Origin of the sequence: Serratia sp. L9, assembly GCF_050632285.1 — a bacterium.
Lineage (GTDB): Bacteria > Pseudomonadota > Gammaproteobacteria > Enterobacterales > Enterobacteriaceae > Chania.
Genome location: NZ_CP192591.1, coordinates 4765269 through 4778249, shown reverse-complemented (window position 1 = coordinate 4778249; position 12981 = coordinate 4765269). Strand labels below are relative to the sequence as shown.

The following is a 12981-nucleotide window of genomic DNA, read 5'->3' as shown; positions in this document are numbered from 1 at the left end:
TCGTTACACTCCTGTTTATTCATACAGTTTTGGCGCCGAGGAAACTTCTCGGCGCTGTTACTGTGTCAGCTAACAGGAACCTGGAGTGCCTTTCTTGAGCCAGGAATACACAGAAGATAAAGAAGTTACCTTGAAAAAACTAAGCAGTGGGCGTCGTTTGCTCGAGGCTTTGTTGATCGTGGTATCCATTTTTGCCGTTTACCTTATGGCTGCGTTGGTCAGTTTCAATCCTTCTGATCCCAGTTGGTCGCAAACGGCGTGGCATGAACCTATTCATAATCTGGGCGGTGGCGTTGGCGCATGGTTGGCCGACACGCTGTTCTTCATCTTTGGGGTGCTCGCCTACGCGATACCTCCTATCATGCTGATTTTGTGCTGGGTGGGTTACCGCCAACACGAAAACAGTGATCATATCGATTATTTTGCGCTCTCTTTGCGCCTGATTGGTACTCTGGCGCTGGTGCTCACTTCTTGTGGCCTGGCGGCGCTGAACATCGACGATCTCTATTATTTCGCTTCCGGTGGCGTGATCGGCAGCCTGTTGGGCAGTGCCATGCTGCCGTGGTTCAACGGCATTGGCGCGACTTTGGCGCTGCTTTGCGTCTGGGCGGTGGGCTTAACCTTGTTCACCGGCTGGTCGTGGCTGGTGATTGCCGAGAAAATTGGTGGTGTTGTGCTTGGTGCCGCCACCTTTATGACCAATCGGTCGCGCCGCGAGGATCGTTATCACGATGATGATGATGACATCTTGCTTGAAGACGAGCCTGAAACAAACATCAAAGGTGCCGTTGCAGCCATGCCTGCCACAGCAATAGCTGATGATGATGTCCTGTTCTCCGCACCTTCGGTGACCGAAACGGCTAGAGAAGCGGCGCAAGAGGCGGCAGATCCCTTACTGAGCGGCTTGCGTGCCGGCGATGATGACGCGGTTATAGAGCCTGCCCTTACTGATATTCCGGTGATGCCAAAGGTTTCTGTACCACAGGCAGCGGTAACTGCGGCACCGGTGGTGCCAGCTTCTGTCAATCAGCATCCGTTGAGCCAAGCACCAGAATCAGATACGCCACCGTTGTATTCGTTTGAAATCCCTGAAGAGACACCGGTACCCAGGACGATCCGCCCAGCAGACACCTTGCGCGAAGAACACGAACCGCGTATGGGCAACTGGCAAACCCCGGATACGCCGAAACCGGAGTCATCACCGTTTGATTTCTCTGCCTCACAGCGGGATAGCGATGATATCAGTGGTTCAACTGGTTTTAGCGCCAGCGATGCTGCTCCTGCTTTTGGGGTGATTAAACCAACGCCAGCTGCCACCGTGGCAACGGGCGCGGTGAATAACACCTTTATGCCTGCTTTCACGGCGACCAGTGATGCGAGTTCACAAATCAAGCAAGGTATTGGCCCTGAACTGCCGCGGCCAAACCCGGTACGTATCCCTACTCGGCGTGAGCTGGCTTCTTACGGCATCAAGTTGCCTTCGCAACGCATTGCGGAGCAGGAACAGCGTAATCTGGGGGAGCAGCCGACAGAACAGGCCAGTAACCCGCAGGATGATGAAGCCTTGCAGGAAGCCGCACTGCGCCAGGCGTTTGCTCAACAGCAAAGCCAACGTTATGGCGAAGCGTACCAACAGGATCAGGTGGATGAGGATGCCTTGCATCAGGCCGCACTTGGCCAGGCATTTGCCCAGCAGCAACAGGCTCGCTATGGCGAAGAGGTCACGCAGCCTGAACCGGTTCCGGTTTCTCGCCCGGTTGATATCCATAATGCCTATAGCTTCTCGCCGATGGCGGATCTGGTAGATGATGGCCCCAGCGAGCCGTTGTTCACCCTGTCACCACAGCTTGAGGAGCGTATTGAGCTGGAAAGCGAGCAGGAAGACGACGTGCCTTTCGGCCAGTTTGAACCTGAAACGCCTGCTTATCAGGCTCCGCGTCCGCAGACTCCACCGGCGCAGGCTTACCCGCCGCAGAGTTATCAGTCACCGCCTCAGCAGCCACCGGCTGCACCGGCGATGGATAGCCTGATCCACCCGTTCCTGATGCGTAATGATTTGCCATTGCAGAAACCGACGACACCGCTGCCGACGCTGGATCTGCTGACAGAAGCGCCGAAAGAGGTTGAGCCGGTTGATACCTTTGCGCTGGAGCAGAAAGCAAGGTTGGTGGAAGCAAGCCTGGCGGATTACCGCGTAAAAGCGGACGTGGTCGATATTCTGCCTGGGCCGGTAATTACCCGTTTCGAGCTGGATTTGGCTCCAGGCGTCAAGGCTGCACGTATTTCCAACCTTTCGCGCGATTTGGCGCGCTCACTGTCAACCTCGGCAGTGCGTGTGGTTGAAGTTATTCCGGGCAAGCCTTACGTCGGCCTGGAATTGCCGAATGCCAAACGCCAAACGGTATATCTGCGTGAAGTGCTGGATTGCCCGGCCTTCCGCGATAATACTTCGCCGCTGGCGATCGTGCTTGGTAAAGATATTTCGGGCCAACCTGTGGTTGCCGATCTGGGTAAAATGCCGCATCTGCTGGTGGCGGGTACGACGGGGTCGGGTAAGTCGGTCGGGGTCAACGCCATGATCCTGAGTATTTTGTATAAGGCGACGCCGAAAGAAGTGCGCTTTATCATGATCGACCCGAAAATGCTGGAGCTGTCGGTTTACGAAGGTATTCCACATCTGCTGACCGACGTAGTTACCGATATGAAAGATGCTGCCAACGCGCTGCGCTGGTGTGTCGCCGAGATGGAACGCCGCTATAAGCTGATGTCTGCGCTTGGGGTGCGTAACCTGGCCGGTTATAACGAGCGTGTCGACCAGGCTGAAGCTATGGGGCGCCCAATCCCGGACCCATTCTGGAAGCCAAGCGACAGCATGGATATCACGCCGCCGGTGTTGGAAAAAGAACCCTACATCGTGGTAATGGTCGATGAGTTCGCCGACCTGATCATGACGGTGGGCAAAAAGGTTGAAGAGCTGATCGCCCGCCTGGCACAGAAAGCGCGTGCTGCGGGTATTCACCTGGTGCTGGCAACCCAGCGCCCGTCGGTGGACGTCATTACCGGCCTGATCAAGGCCAATATTCCGACGCGTATCGCCTTTACCGTGTCCAGCAAGATAGATTCCCGTACCATTCTCGATCAGAGCGGAGCGGAATCCTTGCTCGGGATGGGGGACATGTTGTATCTGGCACCAAACTCATCGATCCCGGTGCGCGTGCACGGTGCTTTTGTCCGCGATCAGGAGGTTCATGCGGTAGTCAAAGATTGGAAAGCGCGTGAACGGCCTCAATATAAAGAGGGTATTCTCAGCGCTGGCGAAGAAGGTGAAGGCGGTGCCGGCGGCGGAATGGACGGTGACGAAGAGCTGGATCCGCTGTTCGATCAGGCGGTAGAGTTTGTGGTGGATAAACGCCGCGCCTCGATTTCCGGCGTACAGCGTCAGTTCCGAATCGGTTACAACCGTGCTGCGCGAATCATTGAACAGATGGAAGCGCAGGGCATTGTCAGCGAACAGGGGCATAATGGTAACCGTGAAGTATTAGCTCCGCCGCGCCATGATTAATTGCCCTACCCGTCGTTTTTCAAGCTGGCGTTGTTACCTGCTATTACGAAACCCATCTGTGGGTTTCGTCCCACACGGGGCGGCTGTTCACAGTGTTCAAATCTGTTCGGTTCCGGCCGATTTGCACCTGACAGCTTTACCACCCCAGTCACTTACTGAGGTAACTGGGGATAAGATAGCTTGTGGTGCCTGGCTGTAACTCGAAATCCATAGGGTATAAACGTATTTTAAGGGCCGCGCAGCGCCCTTATGCAAAGAAGCGTAAACCCCTGCTTTTATCGGAATAGTGCTCTGGTTGCCAGTTCAGGGCTTCGGGTAGAGTGGGAGCCGTTCAGCTTATTGTGTCGCGCAAGGCTTGGCCTTGCGGTAAATGCATTTCATAAGGTATCTGGAATCATGAAAAAACTGTTAGTTGCCTGTTGTCTGCTTTCGGGATTCGCATCCACTTCAGTGCTGGCAGATGCCGCGCAGGATCTGCAAGGTCGTCTGGCGAAAGTGAACAGCTTCCATGCCAGTTTCTCCCAATCGGTGACCAGCAGTGACGGCGCTGCGGTGCAGGAAGGGGAAGGTGAGCTGTGGGTTAAGCGTCCTAATCTGTTTAACTGGCACATGACCTCGCCAGACGAGAGCGTGCTGGTTTCCGATGGCGAAACCCTGTGGTTCTACAATCCTTTCGTTGAGCAGGTGACGGCAACCTGGCTGAAAAATGCGACCGGCAATACGCCTTTTATGCTGATCACTCGCAATGATGCCAACGATTGGAAGAAGTACAACGTTAAGCAGAAAGGTGATGACTTTGAGCTGACGCCAAAGACCAGTAGCGGTAACCTGAAGCAGTTCGCGATCACGGTGACCAATAGCGGCACCATCAAGAGTTTCGCCGCGGTTGAGCAAGATGGCCAACGTAGTGCTTATCAGTTGAAGAGCCAGCAAAACACCAGCGTCGATGCTGCCAAATTCAAATTTACCCCACCGAAGGGGGTGACGCTGGACGACCAGCGCCAGTGAGGTTTACGTGAGTAACATGTCACTCGATTTTTCCCATAACGAATTCCAGCCGTTGGCCGCGCGTATGCGGCCGACAACGCTTGCACAGTATATCGGCCAGCAGCATCTGCTGGCTCCGGGCAAGCCTTTGCCTCGTGCCATAGAAGCCGGGCAACTGCACTCGATGATCCTGTGGGGGCCGCCGGGGACGGGGAAAACGACGCTGGCAGAGTTGATTGGCCGTTATGGTCAGGCCGATGTAGAGCGGATTTCTGCCGTGACCTCCGGCATCAAGGAGATCCGCGAAGCTATCGAGCGCGCACGACAAAACCGCGATGCTGGCCGTCGTACTATTTTGTTTGTTGATGAAGTCCACCGTTTCAATAAGAGCCAGCAGGATGCTTTTCTGCCGCATATTGAAGATGGCACCATCACCTTTATCGGTGCCACCACGGAAAACCCCTCCTTTGAATTGAATTCGGCACTGCTTTCCCGTGCTCGTGTCTATCTGCTGAAAGCGTTGACGGCTGAAGATATCAGCCAGGTACTGGATCAGGCGATGCAGGACCAGGGGCGGGGTTTCGGCGGCCAGAATATAGAATTGCCACCAGAAACCCGGCGCATGTTGTCGGAACTGGTGGGGGGCGATGCCCGTCGCGCATTGAACAGCCTTGAGATGATGGCTGATATGGCGGAAATTGACGGCCAAGGCATGCGGGTGTTAACCCCCGAGTTGCTCAAGGAAGTCTCGGGTGAACGCAGTGCGCGTTTTGATAATAAAGGCGATCGCTATTACGATCTGATTTCTGCACTGCATAAGTCGGTGCGTGGTTCTGCCCCGGATGCCGCCTTGTATTGGTATGCGCGTATTATTACCGCCGGGGGCGATCCGTTGTATGTAGCCCGCCGCTTGCTGGCGATAGCCTCGGAGGATGTGGGTAACGCCGATCCTCGCGGCATGCAAGTTGCCATCGCCGCCTGGGATTGTTTTACGCGTGTTGGCCCGGCGGAAGGTGAGCGCGCTATTGCTCAGGCGATCGTCTACCTGGCCTGCGCGCCGAAGAGTAACGCGGTTTACACCGCCTTTAAGGCCGCCATGCGTGATGCCAAAGAGATGGCGGATTATGATGTGCCGGAACACCTGCGTAATGCACCAACCAAATTGATGAAAGAAATGGGGCTTGGCGCAGAATACCGCTACGCCCATGACGAACCCAATGCTTATGCGGCTGGAGAGAACTATTTCCCGCCGGAAATGGCTACCACTCGCTATTATCATCCGACCTCGCGCGGGCTGGAAGGTAAAATCGGCGAAAAGTTGGCATGGCTGGCTGGGCAGGATCAAAATAGCCAGACAAAACGCTACCGCTAGCGTTGCCGTTGCGGTAAGGTTAGCGGGTATCACATTCTTTTTATGCGGCTTTACCCGTGCCGCGTAGAACAACAATTTCTCTTTCAATAACAACAAGCACAGGATTAGCATGCTCGATCCCAATCTGCTGCGTAATGAGCTAGACGCAGTCGCCGTAAAACTGGCTCGCAGAGGCTTTAAACTCGATCTGGATCTGCTGCGTTCACAAGAAGAACGCCGTAAGGTTCTGCAGGTAGAAACTGAGACACTGCAGGCAGAACGTAACTCCCGATCGAAATCCATCGGCGCGGCTAAAGCGCGCGGTGAAGATATCGAGCCACTGCGTCGCGAAGTGAACGAGCTGGGTGAAAAGCTGGATGCTGCCAAGGCCGCACTGGACAAACTGCAGAACGAGATCCGTGAGTACGCGCTGGTAATGCCAAACCTGCCCGATGATGCAGTACCGGATGGCAAAGACGATAGCGAAAACCTGGAAGTCAGCCGCTGGGGTGAACCACGTCAGTACGATTTCCCGGTGCGTGACCACGTTGAGCTGGGTGAAATGGCTGGCGGTCTGGATTTTGCCGCCGCAGTGAAACTGACCGGCGCGCGCTTTGTGGTAATGAAAGGCCAGATGGCCCGTATGCACCGTGCGTTAGCCCAGTTTATGCTCGATCTGCACACTGAAAAGCATGGGTATCTGGAAACTTACGTGCCGTATCTGGTGAACCATGCCACGTTGTACGGTACTGGCCAGTTGCCAAAGTTTGGTGAAGACCTGTTCCACACCAAACCGCTGGAAGAGGAATCAGAAAGCAGCAACTATGCCCTGATCCCGACAGCCGAGGTGCCCGTAACCAACCTGGTGCGTGACGAGATCCTTGATGAAGAAGCGCTGCCACTGCGCATGACCGCGCATACGCCATGCTTCCGTTCTGAAGCCGGTTCTTATGGGCGTGACACCCGTGGCCTGATCCGTATGCACCAGTTCGATAAAGTGGAAATGGTGCAGATCGTGCGCCCGGAAGACTCCATGAATGCGCTGGAAGAGTTGACTGGCCATGCGGAGAAAGTGCTGCAGTTGCTGAATCTGCCCTATCGTAAGGTGCTGTTATGCACCGGTGATATCGGCTTTGGTGCCTGCAAAACCTACGATCTGGAAGTGTGGCTGCCTGCGCAGAATACCTATCGTGAGATCTCTTCCTGTTCCAATATGTGGGATTTCCAGTCTCGTCGCATGCAGGCCCGTTGCCGCAGCAAGACCGACAAAAAACCACGCCTGGTGCATACGCTGAACGGTTCCGGCCTGGCCGTTGGCCGTACTCTGGTCGCGGTGCTGGAAAACTATCAGCAGGCTGATGGCCGTATTCAGGTGCCGGAAGTATTACGTCCTTATATGGGCGGACTGGAATATATCGGTTAATCAGGATCCTGCCCGTCGCCTTTCAGGCTGCAGCGTAGTTATCTGCTATTGCGAAACCCATTCGTGGGTTTCGCCCTCCTCACAGGGTCGCTGTTCACAGCGTGTAAATCCTTTATAAATCATGTTGTTGTGATTGCCCCAACGGGCTGCCGCTGGCGGTATTCACATCGGTTGCTGGCCGATTTGTCCCGACAGAATGGTTATTCTAGCCACTGACTGAAGTACGCTGAGCCGGGTGCCTGGGTGTGCTGTGCAGAGCGGAAAATGCTGCGGGAGCATGGATGCGCTTGAGCGGCCAGTTCAAAATTCATAGGGGATAAGTGTTATCGCAAGTGCCTACGGGCGTTTTTTTCGTTTGAATAATTTTCATTTACGAATGAAAGTTCGATTTATTGATAGCAGACAAAGTTTCCTACCTCCTTCTGAGTAACATTCAGCTTATGGAGGGGGATTTACGCTGACCATACGACCTGTCTTTTTTAGCTTCCTCCTTATGACTTTTCCCTCTTTGAGGGCAAAACCTGGAGTGAGCTATGTCGAACAATAAATCTGCAACATCCTCTACCGGTATAAGCCGTCGCACATTGGTGAAATCCAGTACGGTCGCGGGCCTGGCACTGGCCGCTGGCAGTTTTTCTCTGCCTTTCAGTCGCCATGCGCTAGCGGAAACGGTGGGCGTAGCGGTGCAAAAAACGCCATCGGATAAAGTCGTGTGGGGGGCCTGTTCGGTTAACTGCGGCAGCCGTTGTGCCTTGCGGTTACATGTGCGGGACGATGAGGTTTACTGGGTCGAAACCGATAATACCGGGGACGATGTCTATGGCGACCATCAGGTGCGTGCCTGTTTGCGTGGTCGCTCCATTCGCCGTCGCATGAACCACCCTGAACGTTTGAATTACCCGATGAAGCGGGTTGGCAAACGGGGAGAAGGGAAGTTCAAACGCATCAGTTGGGAAGAAGCCTACAGCGAAATTGTCAGCAACCTGCAGCGTATTGTAGAAAAATACGGTAACGAGGCGGTATACATTAACTACACCTCCGGCATCGTTGGCGGCAATATTACCCGCTCCTCGCCTTATGCTTCCCTGGTTGCCCGCCTGATGAACTGCTACGGCGGTTTCCTCAGCCACTATGGCACTTACAGCACCGCCCAGATTGCCTGCGCCATGCCTTATACCTATGGCAGCAATGAGGGCAACAGCACCTCTGATATCGAAAACAGCAAACTGGTGGTGTTGTTCGGTAACAACCCTGCGGAAACCCGCATGAGTGGTGGCGGGATCACCTATTTCCTGGAGCAGGCACGCGAGCGTTCTAATGCACGGATGATTGTCATCGATCCGCGCTATACGGATACAGCAGCCGGTCGAGAAGATGAATGGATCCCTATCCGGCCAGGTACCGATGCGGCTTTAGTCGCCGGGTTGGCACATGTGCTGATCGCCGAGGGGCTGGTCGATCAGCCATTTTTGGATAAATACTGTGTCGGTTATGACGAGAAAACCTTACCGGCTGGTGCGCCCGCTAATGGTCACTACAAAGCCTATATTTTGGGTCAGGGTGACGATGGCGTTGAGAAAACCCCGCAGTGGGCTTCAAAAATCACCGGTATCCCGGCCGATCGCATCATCAAACTGGCGCGCGAAATCGGCAGCGCAAAACCAGCTTATATTTCCCAGGGGTGGGGGCCGCAGCGCCAGGCCAATGGCGAGCTCACCTCTCGTGCCATTGCGATGCTGCCAATCCTCACCGGCAATGTAGGCATCAATGGCGGTAACAGCGGCGCCCGCGAATCAACCTATACCATCACCATTGAGCGGATGCCGGTGCTGGAAAACCCGGTAAAAACCCAGATTTCAGTCTTTACCTGGACCGATGCCATTACGCGTGGCCCGGAGATGACTGCCAGGCGTGATGGCGTGCGCGGGAAAGACAAGCTGGATGTGCCCATCAAATTCATCTGGAACTACGCCGGTAATACCATCACCAACCAGCATTCTGATATCAATAAAACTCACGACATTCTGCAGGACGATTCTCAATGCGAAATGATTGTGGTGCTGGAAAACTTTATGACCTCTTCGGCGAAATACGCCGATATTCTGCTGCCGGATCTGATGACGGTTGAGCAGGAGGATATTATTCCGAACGATTCTGCTGGCAATATGGGATATCTGATCTTTATTCAGCCAGCCACATCTGCCAAGTTTGAGCGCAAACCTATTTATGAAGTGATGAGTGAGGTCGCACGCCGTCTTGGGCCGCAGGTGCATGAGAAATTCACCGAAGGCCGTACCCAAGAACAGTGGCTGCAATACCTTTACACTAAAATGCTGGAAAAAGACCCCCAGTTGCCTACCTATGACGCCTTGCGCAAGATGGGAATTTATAAGCGTAAAGATCCGAACGGGCATTTTGTCGCCTATAAAAAGTTCCGTGAAGACCCGGCAGCCAACCCTCTGAAAACGCCTTCAGGAAAGATTGAAATCTATTCGGCCAAACTGGCGGATATTGCCAATAGCTGGGTGCTGGAGAAAGACGAAACCATCAACCCTTTACCCATCTATGCCTCAACCTTTGAAGGTTGGGATGATCCCCTGCGCAAGACTTACCCGCTGCAAATGTTCGGCTTCCACTACAAGGCCCGGACACACTCCAGCTACGCCAATATTGATGTGCTGCAAGCCGCTTGCCCGCAGGAGGTTTGGCTCAATCCGCTTGATGCCCAGCAACGGGGTATCACCAGCGGTGAAACGGTGCGGGTATTCAATGCGCGCGGTGAAGTGCGCGTGGCCGCCAAGGTTACACCACGCATCATGCCAGGGGTGGCGGCGATGGGGCAGGGATCATGGCACCAGGCCAATATGAATGGCGATCGTATCGATCACGGTGCCTGCGTAAATACCCTTACCACCCATCGGCCATCACCGTTGGCGAAAGGTAACCCGCAGCATACCAATCTGATCGAGATCGAAAAAATATGAAATGAAAATCATTATCAATAAACCTATTTATATCAACCATTTATTGATTGTGAACAAAGTGGAACTACCTCTTTTGGAGGATAGTTTCACCGAGGGCAGGCCATAACAAAAATAAATTTTCCTGTTCATTCGAAACCAAGCCGTCATTGGCATGGTTGATTAAGTTGATTGTATTTTTATTGCCACGATCACTGGCTGATTTAAGCAACCCAGAGCGAAACCATTATGAGTGATTCCCCAAAAAAACCACTGTCCGGCCTACAGTGTTCCAGGCGAAAGCTGGTTAAGAACAGTGCCATTGGCGGGCTTGCATTTGCGGTTGGTGGAGTTTCTCTGCCATTTAGCCGTACTGCCCGCGCCGAAGACCCGTCAGCGACAGCTCAACCCCAAGAGAAAGTCGTATGGAGTGCCTGCACCGTTAACTGTGGCAGCCGCTGCCCGTTACGGATGCACGTTGTCGATGGCGAGATAAAATATGTTGAAAGCGATAATACCGGCAATGATGAGTATGCCGAGTTGCATCAGGTTCGTGCCTGCCTGCGTGGGCGTTCGATGCGCCGCCGCGTATATAACCCAGACCGCCTGAAATATCCGATGTTGCGTGTGGGTAAGCGGGGTGAAGGTAAATTCAAACGCATCAGTTGGGATGAAGCCTTCACGCTGATCGGCGACAACCTGCAGCGCATAATCAAAGATTATGGTAACGAAGCCATTTACCTGAACTATGGCACCGGAACGCTGGGCGGCACGATCACCCGCTCCTGGCCACCTGGCTCTACGCTGATTGCCCGCCTGATGAACTGCTGTGGCGGCTATCTTAACCACTACGGTGACTACAGCACCGCACAGATTGCCATGGGGCTGAATTACACCTACGGCGGTTGGGCCGACGGCAACAGCCCGACGGATATCGAAAACAGTAAACTGGTGGTGATGTTCGGCAATAACCCGGGCGAAACCCGCATGAGCGGGGGCGGGGTGACCTATCTGCTGGAGCAGGCCCGCGAGCGGTCGAATGCGCGAATGATTGTTATCGATCCGCGTTACACCGATACCGCGGCTGGCAGGGAAGATGAGTGGATCCCGATCCGACCAGGTACCGATGCGGCACTGGTTGCCGGTTTGGCCCATGTGCTGATCACCGAGAATTGGGTCGATCAACCCTTCCTGGATAAGTTCTGCGTCGGCTACGACGAGAAGACTCTGCCGGCAGGCGCACCCGCCAACGGGCATTACAAGGCGTACATTCTTGGGCAAGGGGATGATGGCATTGCGAAAACGCCAGATTGGGCCTCCAAAATTACCGGTATTCCGGCCGATCGTATCATCAAACTGGCCCGCGAAATCGGCAGTACCAAACCGGCCTATATTTGCCAGGGGTGGGGGCCGCAGCGCCAGGCTAACGGAGAACTGACTTCACGCGCCATCGCCATGTTACCAATCCTTACCGGTAACGTCGGTGTCAATGGGGGTAACAGCGGTGCTCGCGAAGGGTCTTACGGTTTACCGTTTGTCCGTATGCCAACGCTGGAAAACCCGGTGAAAACCAGTATCTCCATGTTCCTGTGGACCGATGCCATTTTACGCGGGCCGGAAATGACCGCCAAACGTGACGGTGTGCAGGGTAAAGACAAGCTGGATGTCCCCATCAAATTTGTCTGGAACTATGCCAGTAACTGCCTGATTAACCAGCACTCGGATATCAACCGCACCCACGACATTCTGCAGGACGAGAAGAAATGCGAAATGATCGTGGTGATTGATAACCATATGACCTCTTCAGCGAAATATGCCGATTTGGTGTTGCCAGATTGCACGGCATCGGAACAACGCGATTTCTGCCTGGATGCTTCCAGCGGCAATATGGGCTACGTCATCTTTGCCGACCAGGCGATCAAACCGCGTTTTGAGTGCAAGAACATTTACGACATGACCAGCGAGATCGCCCGCCGTATGGGGGTTGAGCAGGCATTCACCGAAGGACGCACGCAGGAAGAGTGGCTGCGCCACCTTTATCAGCAATCCCGCGAGAAAATCCCGGCGCTGCCTGAATATGAGCAGTTCCTTCAGCAGGGGATCTTCAAACAGCGCGATCCTGATGGCCACCATGTGGCTTACAAGGCATTCCGCACCGATCCTCAAGCCAACCCGCTGAGCACCCCTTCCGGCAAGATTGAGATCTACTCTGCTCAACTGGCGGAATTGGCGGCTACCTGGGAGCTGGAGAAGGACGACGTTATCCATCCACTACCGGTTTATGCAGTAGGTTTCGAAAGCCACGAGGATCCGTTAAGCGACAAGTATCCGCTGCAGATGACCGGCTTCCATTATAAAGCCAGAACCCACTCCACCTATGGCAACGTTGACGTGCTGAAAGCCTCTTGCCGCCAGGAGATGTGGATCAACCCGATTGATGCCGACTCGCGTGGGATCGCCAACGGCGATCTGATCCGGATTTACAACGATCGGGGTGAAGTAAGAATTAACGCCAAGGTAACACCGCGTATGTTGCCGGGGGTTGTTGCATTAGGGGAAGGTGCCTGGTACGCGCCGGATGGTAGCCGTATCGACCACGCTGGCAGCATTAACGTCCTGACGACTCAGCGCCCGTCGCCGCTTGCCAAAGGTAACCCTTCTCATACCAACCTGGTACAGGTCGCCAAACTTTAAGGAG

General features: G+C 54.3%; 6 protein-coding genes. All 6 read left to right on the top strand.

The features are described 5' to 3' along the window. Nucleotides 1–94: 94 nt before the first annotated feature. The 6 genes from ACQ86O_RS22690 to dmsA all read left to right on the top strand — a co-directional run bounded on the left by ACQ86O_RS22690 (nucleotide 95) and on the right by dmsA (nucleotide 12977). On the top strand, nucleotides 95–3562 hold the full coding sequence (locus ACQ86O_RS22690; RefSeq protein ID WP_431222962.1) for a DNA translocase FtsK 4TM domain-containing protein: 3468 nt from the start codon (nucleotides 95–97) through the stop codon (nucleotides 3560–3562). Between the two features lie 396 nt (nucleotides 3563–3958). Beyond that, entirely contained in the window at nucleotides 3959–4570 is a 612-nt protein-coding gene (gene lolA / locus ACQ86O_RS22685; RefSeq protein ID WP_431222961.1) for an outer membrane lipoprotein chaperone LolA, read from the top strand. 7 nt (nucleotides 4571–4577) lie between these two features. Continuing rightward, entirely contained in the window at nucleotides 4578–5921 is a 1344-nt protein-coding gene (locus ACQ86O_RS22680; RefSeq protein WP_431222960.1) for a replication-associated recombination protein A, read from the top strand. 109 nt (nucleotides 5922–6030) lie between these two features. Continuing rightward, nucleotides 6031–7323: a serine--tRNA ligase gene (serS, locus tag ACQ86O_RS22675; protein ID WP_431222959.1), complete on the top strand. Its 1293-nt coding sequence runs from the start codon at nucleotides 6031–6033 to the stop codon at nucleotides 7321–7323. A gap of 533 nt (nucleotides 7324–7856) precedes the next feature. Then, nucleotides 7857–10307 (top strand): selenate/tellurate reductase subunit YnfE, encoded by a 2451-nt coding sequence (ynfE, locus tag ACQ86O_RS22670; RefSeq protein WP_431222958.1) that lies wholly within the window; start codon nucleotides 7857–7859, stop codon nucleotides 10305–10307. 225 nt (nucleotides 10308–10532) lie between these two features. Then, complete coding sequence (gene dmsA / locus ACQ86O_RS22665; protein ID WP_431222957.1) at nucleotides 10533–12977, top strand: dimethylsulfoxide reductase subunit A; 2445 nt, start codon at nucleotides 10533–10535, stop codon at nucleotides 12975–12977. The last annotated feature ends 4 nt before the right edge of the window (nucleotides 12978–12981 follow it).